The following is an 18,925-nucleotide window of genomic DNA, read 5'->3' as shown; positions in this document are numbered from 1 at the left end:
TCGCCCCCCGCACAGACAAAAAAACGGGACGGATTTTCATCCGCCCCGTCTCCGGTTTCAGCTCCCGATAAGGAAAAGGTCAGCCCGTCTCTTTGGGCGTGTGCTTGACCTTGATGTTGTAGCCTTTGAGCATTCCGTACCAGTACAGACGGGGGAAGACTTCCGTCTTGAGGAACCAAGCGAAGCGACTGGGCTTGCGCTGGTCATACGGGAAACTCGGCGCAACCTTGCCGCCATACAGGAACTCGGCCAGCACGACCTTGCCATAGGACACCGTCAGCGGGCAGGCGCCATAGCCGTCATAGCTGCCCATCTGCGGGCGGCCATCAAGCGAGGCCAGCAGGTTTTCCACGACGACCGGGGCCTGTTCGCGGGCTGCAGCGGCGGTCTTGGCGTTGCCAGTGCCCAGAACGTCACCGGCGCCGAAGATGTTGTCATAGGTCTTGTGACGCAGGACGGTCGGATCGACGTCCAGCCAGCCCGCTTCATTGGCGAGCGGGCTTTTCTTGACGAAATCCGGAGCGCTCTGGGGCGGCACGACATGCAGCATGTCGAACTGGCGCACGACGGTCTGATCCGTTCCGACGATCTGGAACGTGGCCTCGCGCTTTTCGCCGTCCACCTTGATCAGGTTTTCCTTCATGTGAAGGTTCACGCCGTAATAGTCGATCTCGCGCTGAAGCGAGGGAACGAAATATGGCACACCAAACAGGGCGTTTCCGGCGAGCGAGAAATCGACTTCCGTGCGGTGCAGTGAGCCTTCACGGCGCCAGTGATCGCACGCCAGATAGACGATCTTCTGCGGCGCGCCAGCGCATTTGATGGGCATGGGCGGCTGAGTGAACAGGGCCTTGCCGCCATCGAGATGCCGGATGCATTCCCACGTATAGGCGGCCGTCTCACGCGAATAGTTGGACGTCACACCATTACGGCCGAGCGTTTCGGGCAGGCCTTCGATCTTGTCCCAGTCCAACTGAAGGCCGGGGCAGACGACCAGTCGACGATACTCGACAACGCGGCCACTTTTCAGGGTCACGGTATTGGCTTCAGGCTGAAAGCTCTCAACGCTGTCGCGCAGCCAGGTGACATTGCGCGGGATCAGTCCGCCTTCCTGTCGCAGCGTTTCGGGCAGTGTCATCACGCCAGCCCCAACGAGGGTCCAGCCGGGCTGGTAAGCGTGCGTCGTAGACGGCTCAATGATGGCAATCGACAGATTGGCACGTTCGCGCCTGAGCTGGGCTGCGATGGTAATGCCGGCGGCACCGCCACCAACGATGACGACTGAGAAGCGATCCTGCTGGGTCGGGTCTGCCATGTTCGGTTACTCCAACGTCATTGTGACGGAAAGAGTCTAGTCCAGAAGGGCAAGTCTTTCCGTCAGAAGCGAATAGAAGGCGTCTGAATCAACGTCATTGACCCATAACGCGTTCGGAACGCGATCGGTTACGTTCCACAGGTCAACAACACTCTGACCCATGCACAGGGGGGCGTCGACCTCAATTTCCACATTGCAGTCGCGCCCCGAAAACAGTTCGGGCCTCAGAAGCCAGCCAATGGTGAGCGGATCGTGCAGCGCACCGCCTTCCCAGCCGTATTTGAGCTTCTCGAAGCGGTCTTCCGCGCCCAGCATCCGCACCACCATGTCCGTCACCGGCGAGCCGACCGCGGCGATCGGCGCCAGACGGGCCGGTGTGGCAATGGCGCGATGCGTCACGTCCAGCGGCAGGAGCGTGATGGGAATGCCGGAATGCATGACGATCCGGGCAGCATGGGGGTCCACGAAAAAATTGAATTCTGCGGTGGGTGTGATGTTGCCACCTTCGCGCTGGGCACCGCCCATGGCCACGACTCCCGCGATCCGGGACGCGATGTCCGGCGCATGCGTCAGCGCCAGAGCCAGATTCGTCATCGGACCGAGGCAGACGAGCGTGATCGCGCCTTCCGGCTCACGGCGCAGCAGGTCCACAAGATGGGTTGCGGCATCGATTGCCTGCGGCCGCAGGGTCGGCTCGGGCAGATTGGCGCCTGCCATGCCCGTTTCGCCGTGGACGTGCTCGGCGCTGATGGGCGCGCGATGCAGGGGACGGGCTGCGCCTGCAAAAACGGGAATATCGGTGCGGCCTGCCAGTTCGAGCAGGGCGCAGGCATTCCGCGTCGTCAGGGCCACAGGCACATTGCCGGCGACGGTCGTGATGGCCTCGACCGTCAGTTCCGGCGAGGCCAGCGCCAGCAGGATGGCAACCGCATCGTCCTGACCCGGATCGGTGTCAATGACGATGCGGCGGGGTGCGATCGGTGCGGAACTGGCCTGCGTCATCATGCTTCTTCTTCGGAGTCCTTGATCCAGACCTCGACCGGTCCCGTAACCTTGATCGTCATCGGACGGCCACGACGATCCAGCGTCTTGCCGACTGCCAGACGGACCCAGCCTTCGCTGATGCAGTATTCCTCGACGGTGGTGCGCTCTTCACCCTTGAAACGGACACCAATGCCGCGCGAAAGCAGCTCTTCGTTGTAATACGGGCTGTCCGGGCTGGCGGAGAGGCGATCGGGAATGGTGTCGGTCATGGCAGGACTATCCTCGTTTGTATCAGATCCGATCATGTCGGACCGGCGCGTCAGAGGTCTTCTCTGTAGCGCCGGATGGACGGCTCTCCAAGTCCACCCGGGTTCCGGAACGGGACATGGCCGCTCCCCTAGGACGCAGAGCACTGCTATGAGAGACGCTCCCCGTCGGAGACAGACCTCTCATGCCGTACTGCTCTTTTCGCCGCAAACCGGAGCGCCGCCTTCCCGGACTGACTGCCCTCGCATCGCTTCTGATGCTTCTGACAGCGGGAACCGTCCTGTCCGGATGCGCCTCGGATGACGATGGCGACAACTGGTCCGTCAGCGCGCCGGTCTCGGCCGGGCAGGCCATCCGGCTGGATTCCGTGCCATCCCACGAACCGGCCTCGGTCTATCGTCTGACCTATCGCAGTACGGATGCGCGCAATCCGCAACAGCTCGTCCGCGTTTCGGCGCAGGTTCTGGTTCCGCGCGGTCGTGCCCCGGCAGGCGGCTGGCCTGTTCTGGCCTGGGCGCATGGAGAAAGCGGCCTGCACCTGACCTGCGCACCGTCCGTCATGGGGATCGGCACCGTACAGGCGCATTTCTATGACGGCTGGCTGCGTCAGGGCTTTGCGATTGTCGCGACCGACTATCCGGGCATGGGCGAGCCCGGCGCCCCGCTCCTGCTGAATGCACGATCGGAAGGCATGAGCGTACTTGATGCCGTCCGTGCGGCCCGCGAGCGCCTGCCGGACCTGTCCGAAAGCGTGGTGCTGAATGGCCATGCACAGGGGGGGCAGGCCGTTCTGGCGGCGGCCGCCATGGCCTCAACCTATGCGCCGCATCTGCGAATTCTGGGCACGATTGCCGCTGCCCCACCTTATCTCGACGAACAGACTGCGCAGGAGCTTCTGCACCCCGCCAACCCGCGCAGCTTCTCACCAGCCGTGCCGGAACTGCTGACACTCGGACAGTCGCTGGCCGAAGCCGATCCCTCCACGGACATCAACGAGGCCTTCACGCCGCGGGGACAGCGCCTTCTGCACGATGCCGGGTCCATGTGCGCCTCGGACTTCTTACCGATCGCCAAACGCTCCGGTCTGACGCCCGCAACATTGCTCGAACCCGAAGCCAGCCGTGTGCTGGCGCCGGTTTTCGACTGGGCGAAATATCCCGGCTTCTCCCTGCCCTCGCCCGTGCTCATCGAGTCCGGCGCGCAGGATCTGCACACCTCCCCCAGCCAGCAGAAACGCCTCGTCACCCGGCTCTGCGCTGCCGGAACCGCTGTGACGCACCGGATTCATGACGCCAGCCATAACGGCACCCTCGCCGCCATGATTACAGAGGCCCACAGCTTTGCCGGGCAGCTTCTGCAAGGCACAAAACCCCGTTCGGATTGCAATTAGCCGGCCTGCGCCCTTCTGGTGCTCAGGAGGCAGAAATGTTTTCCCCCCGGCGGGGGTCGCATCCCGGAAACACTCTGTTAGACTCCGCCGGATGAATATCCTGATTACAGGGGCCGCATCCGGCATCGGACGCAGTCTTGCCCTGAAGCTGGCCCGCCCCGGCGTTTCCCTGCAACTCTGCGATCATGCTGAAGACGGTGTGATGGACACCGCCCGGCAATGCGATCAACAGGGCGCCAGAGCAGTTCCGGTCGTACTGGATACGCGAAACCGTCAGGGCATGGCGGACTGGATCGCTACGGCCTCAGGAGAACATCTGGATATGGCGTTCCTCTGCGCAGGCATCACGGGCGGCCTGCCTCCCGAAGCCGATGACGGTCTGGTGCTGGAGCGCGAAGAGCGCGTGTGGGAGATGCTCGACACCAACCTGACTGGAACGCTCAACACGTTCTTTCCGGTCGTGACGGCCATGCGCAGGCAGCAGCGAAATGGTGAAAATCTTCGGGGGCGGATCTGCGTGATGGCATCCGTCGCGGGATTCGTCTGCTATCCCGGAACACCGTCCTATTCCGCGTCCAAGGCCGCGCTGGACCGTTTCATCGTGGCCAATGCGGCCCATCTGCAGCGTTTGGGCATCAGCCTGACCAGCGTGTGCTGCGGATTTGTCGATACGGCCATGGTGAAGCAGAACCGTTTTCCGATGCCGGGTCTGGTATCCACGGAAGAGGCCGTCCGCCTGATCCTGCGCGGCACACTGCGGCAGACGCGACGGGTGATCTTTCCGTCCTGGCTGGTCATGGGCTCCCGACTGATGGACCTGCTGCCGCCTCGGCTGGCCGAGCGGTATTATATGACCCAGCCCTCCGCCCAGCCGGCGGGAATGCCCGATTTCTGACTCCCTGCACGGCGGATAACTGACATTTTGTGTCCTATCAGTAATGACCCCCGGCGCGGTTTTGTGGATAAACTGGCCGCATGAATTTCTGCCGCCTGTTCATAGACCGTCCGGTCGCGACGACACTGATGTCCATCGCCATCTTCATGGCGGGGTTCATCTGCTACCCCCTCCTGCCCGTCGCCACGATGCCGGACATGACCACAACCTCCATCATGGTCGTGGCCACCCAGCCGGGTGCGGATCCGCAGCAGATGGCGACCTCCGTGACGACGCCTCTGGAACGCAGGCTCGGATCGATTGCGGATCTGGAGAGCATCGAATCCGACACCAATGCCGGACAGGCCCAGATTTTCCTTGAATTCTCGTCGTCACGGAATATCGACGGCGCCCTGCGGGACACACAGGCCGCCCTGCGCGCAGCGAGAGCCGATCTGCCGACCGGCACGATGGACGCCGACCCGCAGGCGTTCAAAATGGATGGCGGTGGCTTTCCGGTCTATCTGATGAGCCTGACCGGCGACCAGAAAACCCAGGCCGAACTCTACGACATCGCCAATATCCGCATCAAACCGCTCCTGGCCGAGGTCAAGGGTGTGGGCCGTGTGGAAGTCGTGGGGTCAACGAATCCTGCCGTGCGCGTCGAGCTTAATCCCGGTCCGCTTTACAAATGGGGCATCGGTTTCGAGGACGTGCGCACCGCCCTCGCCTCGGCCAATGCCTTCACGCCCAAAGGCTTCATCGACAGCAACGGCCAGCGGATGATGCTGTCCACCAATGATCAGGCCATCAACGCAGCCCAGTACCGGGACCTGATCGTCGGATATCGCAACAATTTCTACCCCGTCCGGCTGAGCGACATCTCCACGATCACCGACAGCGTGCAGGACGTCTACCAGACCAGCTATATCAACGGCCATCGCGCCGTCACCCTGGTCGTGACCGCCCAGCCACACGCCAACACCGTGGCCATCGTGGATGGCATCAACGCCAATCTGACGCATCTGCGCGACGCGCTGCCGGCGGACGTCAATCTGGTTGTCGGCCTCGATACGTCCCGATCCATCCGTGCCTCTCTCGCGGATGCGCGGCTGACGCTGATCCTGTCCGTCGTGCTGGTCGTGCTCGTCATCCTGCTGTTCTTCCGGAAGATGATCACGACGCTCATCCCGGCCGTAACGGTCCCCATCGCGCTGTCCGGCACGCTGGCCGCCATGGCCGCGTTCAACTTCACGCTCGACGTCCTGTCGCTCATGTCCCTGACCATCGCGGTGGGTTTCGTGGTCGATGACGCCATCGTCGTGCTGGAAAACATCGCCCGCCACATGGAAGAGGGGAAAGACCGCTACGAGGCCAGCCTGATCGGCGCTTCGGAAATCGGTTTCACGGTCCTGTCCATCAGCGCCTCGCTGGTCGCGGTGTTCATCCCGCTGCTGTTCCTGCCCGGCGGCGCTGGCTCGATCATGTTCGAGTTCTGCATGACAATGATTTCCGCCATCGTGATCTCGATGTGGCTGTCCCTGACGCTGACGCCGATGATGTGCGCGCATCTGCTGGAAATTGACCACGGCGAAGAATCCCGGAAAGGCATCCTCGGCCACATCGCCTTCATCACGGAAACTTCGCTGAACTGGACGCTGAAACAGTATGGCCGCTCCATGCACTGGTGCCTGCGCCATCCGGTTCTGATGGGTCTGACCCTGCCGCTCAGCTTCGTGGTATTGGTGGGCTCGGTCGTGCTGATGCCCAAGGAATTCATTCCCTCGCAGGACATGTCGCTGCTGGCAGGACGCATCAAGGGCGACGCCACCATGTCGTTCCAGGAAATCGACCGGCGCCTGCGGGAAGTCGGGGCCATTGCCCAGACGGATCCGGATGTCACCTCGACAACCATCTTCAGCGACGACAAGAACAGCGGCGAACTCTACCTCCATCTGAAGGAAAAGGAGGAACGCCCCTCCGCCGAGGTCATTCTGGACCGCATCCGCAAGCGCCTGCCCGATGAACCAGGGGCCGATATCTCGTTCTGGAGTGTTGGCGGCAGTAGCCAGGGCGGCAGCAGTTCCAAGAATACCGGCAGCTATCGCTACGTTCTGCGTGGAGACAACGTCGCCGACCTGTTCGGATATCTTCCGACCCTGCTGAGCGCCCTGCGCGCCTCGGGCAAGCTGGTCAATGTGTCTTCCACGACCGAGGGACAGTCGGTTGCGGCCTACATCACCGTCCACCGCGACACCGAAGCACGCTATGGCATCACGCCGCAGCTGATCCAGAACGTGCTGTATGATTCCTACGGTCAGGCCATCGTTTCCACGATCCACCTGCCCACGACCGAACACCGCGTCGTCATGGTGCTAGCGCCGCAATACCGCATGGATCCTGAAATGCTCCGGCAGGTCTGGATTTCAACAGCCGCAGGCACAGCGGCCGGCGGCGTGGCTTCCAACCTGATCCGGGTCCGCAGTGATGCGAGCACGTCCGCGAACAGCTTCACCTCCCTGGCCACGGCCTCCATCCAGAACTCGCTGGCCAACCAGATTTCGGGCAACTCATCCAACGGTTCCGCAGTTTCGTCCTCGACCGAGACCATGATCCCGCTGACCAATGTGGCTTCCGTCCTGTGGAAGCCGCAGCCCCTCGATATCACCCACCGTGGCAGCTATTATTCCGCCAATATCTCCTTCGATCTGGCGACCGGCGTGAGCTACAACGACGCGGTCGACCTGATCAAACAGACCATGCAGACTACCCATGCCCCTGATGGTGTTCTGGGCGACTTCACCGGGACGGCCGGCGATACCCGCAAGCTCATGATCAACGGCGGCCTGGCGTTCCTCGCCGCGATTGCCGTGATGTATATCGTGCTGGGTATTCTCTATGAGAGCCTGATCCATCCCATCACGATCCTCTCCACCCTGCCGTCCGCCGGTATCGGCGCGGTTCTGGGGCTGTGGATCGCGGGAGAGTCCTTCAGCATCATCGCCATGATCGGCATTATCCTGTTGACGGGTATCGTCAAGAAGAACGCCATTCTCGTCATCGATTTTGCAATCCACGCTGAACGGATCGAAAAACTGTCCCCGAAAGAGGCCATCTTCAAGGCATCGATTACGCGCTTCCGCCCTATCCTGATGACGTCCCTCGCCGCTGCTCTGGGCGCGGTTCCGCTCATCATCAGCAACGGATATGGCGCGGAAATGCGCCGACCGCTGGGCGTTTCGATCCTGGGCGGCATGGTCGTCAGCCAGCTTCTCACGCTGTACACCACGCCGATCGTCTATCTGTGGATGGATGCCATCGGCATGAGAGGCAAACGTCTCTGCCACTGGCTGCTCGGCCTTGTGCGTCGGCACAACGGCACCGAGCCCTCCGCCAGACAGATCTGACCCCAGGGACCGGCAATTCACGCGGTGGACAGATTCAGAGGGATGGAAGGGACGTTGTCTGCTGATGCGTCCGGTTGTCGGCGGAAAGCGGCATGATGCCGGGGATGACTTCCACTTCCGTCCGGTCCACGACACGCCCCGTCAGAACCATGCGGCTGCTGGCATTGTAGACATGCACGGTGTCACCTTTGCCGCCTGCTTCGAGAACCGTTCCTGAAACGGTCAGATGCAGGCTCGGGCCGGAAAATGTCGCGACAACCGGCGACCCGCGATGCACGAGTTGCGGATGCGCGAGTTCGGACACGCTAAGGACCTGACCGGCGGCAAGCACACCCCGCGCCTCGAGACCGACAGCATCTTCGGGAGACTGAAGGGCATCGTCTGGAATCAGACCGATGCGAACAAAGGTCATGGTGACATCTTCAGGCAGGATGGGTTGTCCCAAGTGCATGGCGTGACGCAGAGTCACGGCCCGGACTTCCATGGTCGCCGTTCCGCTCACGGTGAAAGCCGTCCCCTGTCCGCCACTTGCAGACGCGACTTCAAGGCGCGCGGTGAAATGCTCGCTACCATGAGGGGGACGATCGATATGCAGGATCGTCGGTGCGGCCTGATCCGCCACGGGAACCGCAACAGGCTTGAACCCGGTCAGCGCCACCTCAACCCGGGCCTCGGACGGAAGTTCCAGACCTTGCCGGATAACGGGAAGCACGTCATCAACCGTGATCATTCGGGCCGCATGCGTCACGGTGGTGGACACCAGCGGAGAAGCATCGGGCCAGTCCACGCCGAACTGCGCGGCGATGGCTGTCAGCTGCGGACCACCGACCACATAGCTTGCTCCCAGAGCCGGGGCATCGCCAATCTCGGTATCCTGTCCTTTGCCCAGATCGGCGAACAGGTCGGACAGGCGCACGCGCGGATGATCGACATTGACGTTTGTCCGCAGGGTTGCGGCAGAAGCGGACGACAGTGCTGTGCATCCTGCCAGCAGCAGGATGCCACCTTTCAGCAGGATACGGCTCATGCTTAGCCACCACCCAGATTGGTCACGGTCTTCATCATGTCGTCAGACGCGGTGATAACCTTGCTGTTCATCTCATAGGCGCGCTGGGCCGTGATGAGATCGGTGATTTCCGTCACGACATTGACGTTCGAGTTTTCAACGTAACCCTGCATGATGCTGCCGTAGCCAACGGCTTCAGGGTTACCCATCATGGCGTCGCCCGACGCCGTCGTCTGGGTAAACAGGTTCTGTCCCATCGCGGCCAGACCGTTCTCATTGGTGAAAATACCAAGCTGAAGCTGCCCGACGAGCGTCGTGTTGTTCTGCCCGGCGATCTGCACGCTGACCTGTCCCGACTGATCGACGGAGATGCTCTGGGCATTGTTGGGGATCGTGATCGTCGGGCTGATGAGATACCCATCCGCCGTCACGAGAGAGCCGTTATTGTCCATCGAGAACGTGCCGTCCCGGGTATAGGCGAGCTGCCCGGACGGAAGCTGGACCTGGAAATAGCCCCGTCCCTGCACGGCCAGATCCAGAGAATTGCTGGTCTGTTCGAGACTGCCCTGATCGTTGATGCGGTAAATGGCGGCCGTTTTCACGCCAAGACCGACCTGTGCACCAGCCGGAATGGTCGTGCCCGTATCAGAAGAGCTTGCGCCTACGCGGCGGATATTCTGGTAAATCAGATCCTGGAACTCGGCACGGGAACGCTTGTAGCCCGTGGTGCTCATGTTCGCGATATTGTTGGAAATGGTTTCGACGTTGGTCTGCTGGGCCTGCATGCCCGTTCCGGCGATGTCGAGTGCGCGCATGGAGAGTTATCCTTGTCCCGTAAGGGTCGGTAAATCAGGCCGAGACCTGAACGATCTTGTCGATGGCGTTTTTCTGGCGCGTTGCTTCGGCGTCCACGAACTGCGCCATGAAATCGAAGTTCCGCTGGATTTCCATCATCTGCGTGACTTCGGTCATCATCTGGACGTTGCTGCCTTCCACCATGCCCTGCACGATGTTGGGCCGCTCGACAGCGGTGGTCGGCTGGTCGGAACGCAGCAGCCTGCTGCCTTCGGCCTGGAGCCGGTTATTATCCTGCGCCGTCACGATCCCGATCTGGCCCTGCTCGCCGGTTTCGGTCGAAATCACGCCATCGGCGGAAATGGTGATGCGATGGTCGGTCTGGGGCAGTTCGATCGGCTGCCCGTCACGGTCCAGCAGTGCATTGCCGTTTTCATCGACAATGGCGCCATCCTGCTGTTCCTCGAAGCGGCCGGCCCGCGTCAGGCGGACACCATTGGCGGTGCGAACCTGAAAATAGCCCTCGCCACCCAGTGCGAGATCAAGGGGATTGCCGGTGGACTGCATGTCGCCCTGCTGGAAGTCCCGATACGTCGCGCGGTCCTGCGTATAGGATTCCGTATCCGCACCTTCAGGCTGCTTTGAGCCGTGCTGGTGGGACAGGAAGTCGCTGAAAAGGACATTTTCGCGTTTGTAGCCCACGGTCGAGGCGTTCGACATGTTGGCCGCGACCACGGACATGGCGCGCTGCTGGGCATCCATGCGCGAAAGCGCAATATAGGTACTGTTCTCCATGGGCTTTACAGGCTCCGGTCAATCCCGATTTCGGAGCACAGCCTAGCCGCAGAAAGCTTTCCCAATCGTTAAACGAACAGGGTTATCCCGACTCGCCGTGACGATATGGTGAAAGAGTTTCCAGTTCCGCCGCCTCTGCCTGCATGGCGGTCCGTTCCTCTTCTACAAAGGCCGCCACGGCTTGTCGCAGCCCGGGATCGAGGATGGCGTGCGCGGAATGGGTGAAGGTCGGGAGGTAGCCGCGCTGGATCTTGTGCTCGCCCTGCGCACCGGCTTCGACACGGGACAGACCGTGCTCAATGGCGAAGTCGATCGCACGGTAATAACACAGCTCGAAATGCAGGAAGGGCCAGTCCCCCTCGCAACCCCAGTTCCGGCCATACAGCGCGTCCGTTCCCATGAGGTTCAGCGCGCCAGCAACCGCTTTTCCGTCATGATGGGCCATCATGAGCACCACACGGTCTCCGAGGCGTTCGGACAGCATGGGAAAGAAGCGCTCCGTCAGATAGGCGCTGCCCCATTTCCGGTCGATCGTGGACTGATAGAACCGGTAGAACGCCTTCCAGTGTTCCGGGGTGATCTGGTCTCCGCGCAACGCGCTGAAGGCCAGGCCGCAGGACTGCGCGGCACTGCGTTCCTTACGGATGGATTTGCGCTTGCGGGAGGCTAAAGCGCCCAGAAAATCATCGAACGTGGCATAACCGTTGTTCTGCCAGTGATACTGGATGCCCGTGCGCGGCAGATAACCCGCCTCGGTAAAGGCTTCCATCGAAGCCGTATCGCAGAAATTGGCGTGCAGGGAGGACAGGCCGAGCTGCGCCGTGGCCTGAATGAGCGCTGAGGCCAGTGCCTGTGCCACACCTTTCGGATCGGGCAGATCGGGACGCAGCAGCAGCCTGGGCCCGGGAACCGGCGAGAACGGGACGGCACAGACGAACTTCGGATAATAGCGACCGCCCGCGGCTTCATACGCGCGGGCCCAGCTCTGGTCGAAGACATACTCACCCCAGGAATGGGATTTTCCATAAAGGGGAGCGAGGGCCGCGATCATCCCGTCAGGCGCGCGCAGCACGGCATGCCGTACGAGCCAGCCGGAGCGGTCCGCGACGGAACCGCTGTCTTCAAGAGCGGACAGGAAACCGAAAGAGACGAACGGATTGTCCGCTCCCGCGCAGATGTCCCATGCCTTGCCCCCGATCTCGTGGATCGAGGCATGGAGGCTCAGGCTCCAGTCAGGCGAAGAGACGTTTTCCGTTTCTCCCATTCGGTCCTCCCATCCGGGGTAATCAGGCGATTTCGAACAGGGCCTCGACCTCGACCGGGGCATTCACGGGCAGACTCGGCACACCGATGGTGGAGCGGGCGTGACGGCCGGCGTCCCCGAAAACCTCAACCGCCAGATCGGACGCGCCGTTCATGACAGTGGCCTGATCGGTGAACTCGGGCGTGCAGGCGATGAACCCGCCCAGACGGACAACGCGCGTGATGCGGGAAAGATCACCGTCCAGTGCCGCCTTGGCCTGGGCCAGAACATTGATAAGGCAGGCGCGGGCACAGGCCACACCGGCATGGACCGAAACCTCGTCGCCGAGCTTGCCGGTGATGAGCAGCTTGCCGTCCACCAGCGGAAGCTGGCCGGAGACGATAAGCTGGTTTCCGGTGCGGACGGTCGTGACGTAATTCGCAACCGGAGCGGCTGCGACCGGCAGCGTGATCTCAAGGTCGGCGAGGCGGGAGTCGGGGGTCGCGGTCATGGCAGGTCTCCGGTTGGGGCGCCCGAGGCGGGCATCTGATGGGGTCGCATGTTGAAACGGGAATGCCGTGATGCCAAGGGGCAAGACCGCATCGGCGGATCAGGTCGGCAGGCTTTCGTCCCCCGCCAGACTCCGGCGGCTGCGTTCGAGTTCCTCGGCATAGCGGCGCAGGGCGTGCTGTTCGGTCAGGGTTCCGATCACCTGCCGGGACTGCCGGTCCTCGACAACTACCAGGGCGTCGGCCTCGGCCTTTTCGAACAGTTCGATCGCCTCGCGGATGTTCATGTGCGGGGTGAGCATGGCGTTGCGGAACAAGGCCAGCGTTCCGATTGGCGTCTGCGACGCCGGGACGGCGTGCAGATCCGCCAGGTGGACGATGCCGTCATAATGTCCGTCCCCATCAAGCAGGACGATCCGCTGGGCCGAGCCGAGCGGGAACAGGGCCTGCGCGCGGTTTACAGGTGTGTCCGCCGGGAGGGTACGGACCTGTCCGCGCATCATCCGGCGGACATTGAGCGAGCGCATCCAGCCGATATCGACGGCGGATCGGATCGACTCACCGCGCAGATGGAAGCGCCAGGTCGCGAAGCTGTAGCCGAACAGCCGCCGCACGGTCAGGAGCGACAGAACCGCGGCCACCAGTGTGGCCCCGCTCATGGAGACGCTGCCGGTCAGTTCCAGCATCAGGCAGATCATGGTCATGGGGCTGCCGATGACGGCCACGGCCATGGCGCTCATGCCAACCAGTGCGCAGGCCGTGACGGAATCCGGGGCAACGCCCAGCGGTTCCAGAAGCGTGCCATAGATCGTGCCCGCCAGAGATCCAAGATAGAGCGATGCGAAAAACAGCCCCCCGCGAAACCCGGACCCGATACACAGGCAGGATGCCAGAGCCTTCAGAAGCAGCAGGACAACAGCCATCTGCGCAGTGACGTTTCCTGCGAAGACAGCGCGCATGGCATCATGCCCGGCGGACAGGACGGACGGATACAGCGTCGCCAGCCCACCCACAATCAGCCCGCCAACCGCAGGCCGTAGCCAGACCGGACCGGGCATCCGGCGGAACAGCGCCTCGGTCTGGGTGACGCAGAACATCAGGCCGATTGCCGTCAGGGCTGTCAGCACGCTGATGATGACCGCCCCGGCCGTTCCTTCCCAGGACAGGGTGCCCGGCGATGGAATAACGATGGCCGGCGGGACACTCCCAAGCGAGCGCGTCACGCCTACGCCAGCCAGTGCGGCGACCGCCACAGGAGACAGGCTCCCCAGAGAATAGGAGCCGATCACCAGTTCGAACGCATAGAAAGCCCCGGCCACCGGCGCATCAAACGCCGCCCCGATCGCAGCCCCGGCACCGGCTCCCACCAGCACGCGCAGATCTTCGCGCCGCACCCGGAAGGAGCGTCCGATCCGGGAACCGAAAGCCGCGGCAATCTGGGTGAAGCCGGCTTCAAGCCCGATGGAACCGCCCACCCCGTTGGACAGGACCGTCTGGCAGACGATAACCAAACTGTCCCGCACGGACATGCGGCCGCCATGCAGCGCGTTGGCCTCGATGGGGTCCACGGGACTGCGGGGCATGATTTTCGCGACCATGACGCCGAACAGCCCGATCGCCAGCCCGCCGCCGGTCAGCACGGTCACTGTTCGAAGCGGTGGCAGGGCGGTCAGGCCGGAGAGATGGCCGCCGGAAACGCCCGAGACCCCGAACAGAAGCCTGTGCATGAAGAAGGTCAGATGGGTGACCACAAAAACGCACAGACCCGAAAGAATCCCGACAAATCCCGCCAGAACGCTCAGCCAGACCTCGTTTCCACGGACCAGGGTTCGCAGATTCAGCGGCGCATGGGGAAACAGACGCGCCTGAAAGCGGTTCATCCGCTGGCGCAGGCCTCGGGACCTGTCCTGAAAACGGCCGGAAGAGCCGTCAGGAGATGCGGGTGAAGGGGCGGGACTGGTGGACAAGCGGGCTCCCGGGCGGCAGGTGTGATCCTGTTTGACGGCAAGCGCGTCGCCGATCAACAGCTGTCATGGAAGGATCATTGATGAAACTGCATGTCATCGAACGCGGCGAAGGCCCGGAAACCGTCGTCTTCCTGCACGGACTTTTCGGGCGGGGCCGGAACCTCGGCTTCCTCCAGCGCGGCGCGGCTGCCGATTTCCGGACCCTTGCGCTGGATCTGCGCAACCATGGCAACAGTCCGCATGGCCCGGTCAGCTATGCGCTCATGGCGCAGGACGTGCTGGAAACGCTGGATGATCTGGGAGTCGAGCATTTTGCCGTCGTCGGCCATTCCATGGGCGGGAAGGTCGGGATGATGCTGGCCCTTGCCGCTCCCGAGCGCGTCACGAAGCTGCTTGTTGCAGATATCGCACCGGCCCAGACGGGGCATGGACATGGCGAGATGATCGCCCGGCTGGCCGCCATCACATTTCCCGCATCGCTCGAACGGCGGGAAGGACTGGATCTTCTGGAGCCGGTAGCAGGCAGCAGGCCCGTGGCCGAACTCCTTCTGCAGAACGTCCGGCTCGGCGATTCGCCGGGGTGGAGCATTGGTTTTGACGATCTCGCCCGTGACATTCACGAAATCGAAAACTGGCCCGATCTGCAGATTGCGCCCTACGAAGGGCCTGTTCTTTTCCTGCGGGGCGGGGCGTCCCCCTATGTCCGCCCCGAGCATCACGATCAGATCCGGACTCTTTTCCCCCACGCGCTGATCCGCTCCCTGCCCGACGCCGGACACTGGCTGCATGCCGAACAGCCGCGCGCGTTCCTCAGCGAAATGATGGAATTCCTGCTCAAACCGACCTGAAACAGAACGTTACGACACCAAACCGGATCAGCGGATGGCGGTTTGGTGCGAATCATTTTATTTCGATAAAGCAACATAAATAAAATCTAATATATTAATTTTTTGCTTTTTTAATAAAACTCAATTATAATTAAAGTAAAAAACTTACTTTTTCGAAAATTTAACGACTACAACATCAATGCCGGAACGGCGCATGCAATAACTTCATCAGGATTACGCGGATGTACGCTCTACTGTTCTCCGAGCCTTTGGTAAATCGTGCCGAAATGCGTGTCTTTACACGAGAGAAAATCTATTCTTCCGCACTGGCCCGGGGCGCAGCCCATGGCGATAAAGACACTATTCGGGCCATGATGATCGGATGGTGGCCTTTTATTCAGGCTTTTGAGCGCGCTATTGACGTGCGCGTCGGTCATCTCCCCATCAAGCCGCTCGTCCAGCGTTTTGGCCAGAGCCGAATCAAGACTTTCTTTTCGGAAGCCCGTGAAGCCGTCCGCGAAATGAAGGAAGAGGAAGGTTCGCACGCCATCCTGTGGGCCGATGGCGCGAAGGAATTCGGCCTCAACCTGTTCGGGACCCACTATGACACGCTGCCGAGCGTCCAGAAGCTGATTGCCAATGCCGACAGCGAAGATCCCGTGATCTTCTTCTCCTGGCTGGCCGCCGTGGAATACATCGCCGAAGAACTGGCCGCCTATCTCTGCCACGCACCGAAGTTCACCAGCCTGTTCGCCAAGAAGCACTGGACCTGGGGTCTGGCCCATGACGAGCATGAGCATGACGGGCCGTCCCATCTGGAAATCGACGAGGATCTGGCCCGCGCCTACTATCCGTCCAACGATCCGGACATCACACGCGCGGCCCTGACCGCCAACATGCGCGAATGCATTGAAATGTTTGAAAAAGCGAGCTTCGAGATTTACGCCACAACGCCTGAAATGGCGCATTAACGAAATCTTAAGCCCTTATCGGCTATCTCCGTGCCCGGTGTGCCATAACCGACGTGCGGAGATGTTGCCATCGACAGATTCGTCCGCCGCAAAGAAAAACTTCATAAATCCCTGTCATCGTGGCACCCTCCTCCTCTATTGGGAAGGTTCATGATGCTTCTGCCTGTCTCATCGGATCTTGCTGTCTCGTCCCAGTCAGGCGCAGCACAATGACCGCCCTGCTGACCCTGATGAAACAGGTGCGGCTTGCCCGGCTTTTCTCTTTCCGGACGGCAATCCCGGATGGAGCGGAAGAAGACATCCGGCTGTCACGCTGCCGGGTCCTGCGAGGGCTGAACTTCTTTCATTTCGTTCCCCAGATCAGCTGCGCCCCGATCACCGGGCTCTGCCTGATGCGGAACTACCCGACCTACGGCATGATCCTCTGCGGGTCCGTCCTGTTCCTGCTGCTGATCTACAATATCTGCTTCTATGCGATCCCGACCGAGAAGCTGGTCGACACCAGACAGTCGTGGATCCTCAAGGGGCTCAATTTCGCATTCGCGCTCTGCTGGATTACGCTTCCGGTCGTGGTGTTTCCCTATGGCGACGCCAATGACAGGGTTCTGGTCGCCGGCATCATGGTGGGCCTGACGGCGACAACCATCACGCTGATGCCCCTGACCGGCATGGGGGAAATAATTGCGCTCATGCTGATCCTGTCGTGCTGCATCGCCCTTTTCCAGTCATGGGAAATCGATCACGGCGCGTTCTATTTCTATATCGCCATCGAACTGGGAATTTACCTGTTCTTTGTCCTGTCCCTGACCATGGCGGTCAGGACCCTGTTCACGGCGTTTCTGGTCAGCCGGTATTCGCTGGAGCAGCGGAACAGCATCGTCCAGCTCCTACTGCGGAATGCGGACGATGATACCGGCGACTGGCTGTGGGAGACCTCCACATCCGGAACGTTGCAGAATGTCTCGGCCAGCCTGGCCTCCGCGTTCGGCAACAGCCGGGAATGGCTGGAAAACCGGAACTTCTTTGACACCCTGTCCGATCTGGCAGGCTCCGCGGCTTTCAACAGAGACGAACGGACAGGCCTTGGCCGCCTGCGACAGTGCCTCGACAACCGGATCTTCTTCCGGGACATCGTGGTGTCGGGAGCCCTCCATGGCCAGCAGCGCTTCTGGTCGCTGAGTGGCCGCCCCATTTTTCAGGACCGGAATTTCATCGGGTATCGCGGCGTCGGAACGGACGTGACCCAGACGCACTGGGCCCAGGAAAGCGCCTCTTTCAGGGCAAGGCATGATCTGCTGACCGGTCTGCCCAACCGCGGCGCCTTCCTTGATGACATGGAAACCTATCTCATCGAGGCCGAGCGCACGGGGGAAGCCTTCGCGCTGCTCAATCTCGATCTGGACGGCTTCAAGCAGATCAACGACCGGTACGGCCACTCCGCCGGCGACGAAATGCTCCGGAAAGTCACGGTCGTGCTGAGCCGGACCCTCAGCGAGCGCCACAGACTCTACCGGTTTGGCGGCGATGAGTTCATGCTGCTGGAACGTCAGACAACACCTGCCCAGGCGGCCAGCACTGCCGCAGGACTGATCAACGCTCTGACGAATGTCCCCATCCGCATCGGGGAAGGCGTGCGCTGTGCGGTCGGCCTCAGCGTGGGAATCGTTCTGTCCATCGGTGGGTCGGAACGGGTGGGAAGCCTGCTGGAGGCCAGCGACCTTGCGCTTTACGAAGCCAAGAGCCTGGGCGGCCACACGCACCGTTTCTACAATCCCGAACTGCGCACCGTGGCCAAGCGCAACCGCGACCTGATCCGTGCGCTTCCCGAGGCACTGGAAGAGGGGACACTGGGCATTGTCTACCAGCCCTTTTTCAACACGCAGAGCCAGAAACTCTGTGGATTCGAGGCGCTGATCCGCTGGTCCCATCCCGAATATGGCCGTGTCCCGCCCGAACGAATCATCCAGCTTGCGGAAGAAGCCGGGCTGATCCATCGCCTCGGCGTCTATGTCATGGAGAAAGCCTGCGTTTTCGCCCGCGAATGGGAGGAAGGACTGGTGTTGTCGATCAATGTTTCGGTCGGCCAGCTCGAGGCCCCCGCTTTTCTGAAGGACACGTTCCGGATCCTCGAAAAGACCGGGTTCCCGGCCCGCTGCCTTCAGATCGAGATGACCGAAAACATCTTCATGGAGCCGGATGCCGCGACCTTCACCCTGCTGAGCCGTCTTCAGAACGCCGGGATTTCCATCGCGCTCGATGATTTCGGCAAGGGGTTCTCATCGCTCGGATATCTGCGGTTCTTCCCGTTCTCGAAAATCAAGCTGGACGGTCTTTTCGTAAGGGACATGCTGCGCGAATCCCGTGCGGCCTCCATCGTGCGCGCCGTGGTCGATCTGTCCATCGATCTGGGCGTGGCGGTCACGGCAGAAGGTGTGGAAAGCCAGGAACAGCTGTCCTATCTCAGGCGTCTCGGCTGCACGGAAGTCCAGGGATATCTGCTGTCACGCCCACTCTCCCCGGAAGATACCAGGCAGTTCATGGCCACGACCCCGGCCATGATGGAAGCCTCGTAACC

15 protein-coding genes are annotated in these 18,925 nt (G+C 61.6%); 6 read left to right on the top strand and 9 right to left on the bottom strand.

The window, feature by feature from the left end:
* Positions 1-79: 79 nt before the first annotated feature.
* Genes KP701_RS06690 through KP701_RS06680 form a run of 3 tightly spaced genes read right to left on the bottom strand, consistent with a single transcriptional unit; the run spans position 80 to position 2,568 of the window.
* Positions 80-1,315, bottom strand: coding sequence for an FAD/NAD(P)-binding oxidoreductase (locus KP701_RS06690; protein WP_215746433.1), 1,236 nt, complete (start codon positions 1,313-1,315; stop codon positions 80-82).
* A 36-nt stretch (positions 1,316-1,351) separates the two neighbouring features.
* Positions 1,352-2,320: a nucleoside hydrolase gene (locus tag KP701_RS06685; RefSeq protein WP_215746432.1), complete on the bottom strand. Its 969-nt coding sequence runs from the start codon at positions 2,318-2,320 to the stop codon at positions 1,352-1,354.
* Positions 2,317-2,568, bottom strand: coding sequence for a DUF3297 family protein (locus KP701_RS06680; protein WP_041112680.1), 252 nt, complete (start codon positions 2,566-2,568; stop codon positions 2,317-2,319). Before KP701_RS06680 ends, KP701_RS06685 begins: the two co-directional genes overlap by 4 nt.
* Before the next feature lie 182 nt (positions 2,569-2,750).
* Between KP701_RS06680 and KP701_RS06675 the strand changes: the two genes are divergently transcribed.
* The 3 genes from KP701_RS06675 to KP701_RS06665 all read left to right on the top strand — a co-directional run bounded on the left by KP701_RS06675 (position 2,751) and on the right by KP701_RS06665 (position 8,237).
* Positions 2,751-3,956, top strand: coding sequence for a lipase family protein (locus KP701_RS06675; protein ID WP_215746431.1), 1,206 nt, complete (start codon positions 2,751-2,753; stop codon positions 3,954-3,956).
* A 91-nt stretch (positions 3,957-4,047) separates the two neighbouring features.
* Positions 4,048-4,851, top strand: a complete 804-nt coding sequence (locus tag KP701_RS06670; RefSeq protein WP_215746430.1) for an SDR family oxidoreductase — start codon at positions 4,048-4,050, stop codon at positions 4,849-4,851.
* 80 nt (positions 4,852-4,931) lie between these two features.
* Positions 4,932-8,237 carry an efflux RND transporter permease subunit gene (locus KP701_RS06665; protein WP_215746429.1) on the top strand — a complete coding sequence of 1,102 codons (3,306 nt, stop codon included), beginning with the start codon at positions 4,932-4,934 and terminating at the stop codon, positions 8,235-8,237.
* Positions 8,238-8,271: 34 nt separating this feature from the next.
* On the opposite strand, the gene flgA is transcribed toward KP701_RS06665, so the two are convergent.
* The 6 genes from flgA to KP701_RS06635 form a co-directional block, all read right to left on the bottom strand.
* Positions 8,272-9,264, bottom strand: coding sequence for a flagellar basal body P-ring formation chaperone FlgA (flgA, locus tag KP701_RS06660; RefSeq protein ID WP_215746428.1), 993 nt, complete (start codon positions 9,262-9,264; stop codon positions 8,272-8,274).
* A 2-nt stretch (positions 9,265-9,266) separates the two neighbouring features.
* Positions 9,267-10,058, bottom strand: coding sequence for a flagellar basal-body rod protein FlgG (gene flgG / locus KP701_RS06655; protein ID WP_011252520.1), 792 nt, complete (start codon positions 10,056-10,058; stop codon positions 9,267-9,269).
* A gap of 34 nt (positions 10,059-10,092) precedes the next feature.
* Positions 10,093-10,833 carry a flagellar basal-body rod protein FlgF gene (gene flgF, locus KP701_RS06650; protein WP_011252521.1) on the bottom strand — a complete coding sequence of 247 codons (741 nt, stop codon included), beginning with the start codon at positions 10,831-10,833 and terminating at the stop codon, positions 10,093-10,095.
* An 82-nt stretch (positions 10,834-10,915) separates the two neighbouring features.
* On the bottom strand, positions 10,916-12,097 hold the full coding sequence (locus KP701_RS06645; protein WP_215746427.1) for a GNAT family N-acetyltransferase: 1,182 nt from the start codon (positions 12,095-12,097) through the stop codon (positions 10,916-10,918).
* Between the two features lie 22 nt (positions 12,098-12,119).
* Positions 12,120-12,587 carry a RidA family protein gene (locus KP701_RS06640; protein ID WP_011252523.1) on the bottom strand — a complete coding sequence of 156 codons (468 nt, stop codon included), beginning with the start codon at positions 12,585-12,587 and terminating at the stop codon, positions 12,120-12,122.
* A gap of 99 nt (positions 12,588-12,686) precedes the next feature.
* Complete coding sequence (locus tag KP701_RS06635) at positions 12,687-14,465, bottom strand: chloride channel protein (protein WP_215746457.1); 1,779 nt, start codon at positions 14,463-14,465, stop codon at positions 12,687-12,689.
* 167 nt (positions 14,466-14,632) lie between these two features.
* On the opposite strand from KP701_RS06635, the gene KP701_RS06630 reads away from it, so the two are divergent.
* The 3 genes from KP701_RS06630 to KP701_RS06620 all read left to right on the top strand — a co-directional run bounded on the left by KP701_RS06630 (position 14,633) and on the right by KP701_RS06620 (position 18,923).
* The gene (locus tag KP701_RS06630; RefSeq protein ID WP_215746426.1) at positions 14,633-15,400 is read left to right on the top strand and encodes an alpha/beta fold hydrolase; all 768 of its coding nucleotides are present in this window, start codon (positions 14,633-14,635) and stop codon (positions 15,398-15,400) included.
* A 221-nt stretch (positions 15,401-15,621) separates the two neighbouring features.
* Positions 15,622-16,350, top strand: a complete 729-nt coding sequence (locus KP701_RS06625; RefSeq protein ID WP_215746425.1) for a hypothetical protein — start codon at positions 15,622-15,624, stop codon at positions 16,348-16,350.
* 209 nt (positions 16,351-16,559) lie between these two features.
* The gene (locus KP701_RS06620) at positions 16,560-18,923 is read left to right on the top strand and encodes a bifunctional diguanylate cyclase/phosphodiesterase (protein WP_215746424.1); all 2,364 of its coding nucleotides are present in this window, start codon (positions 16,560-16,562) and stop codon (positions 18,921-18,923) included.
* Positions 18,924-18,925: the final 2 nt, after the last annotated feature.

This window comes from Gluconobacter sp. P1C6_b, from assembly GCF_018811945.1.
Taxonomy (GTDB): Bacteria; Pseudomonadota; Alphaproteobacteria; order Acetobacterales; family Acetobacteraceae; genus Gluconobacter.
This window is presented reverse-complemented; position numbering and strand designations above follow the sequence as displayed.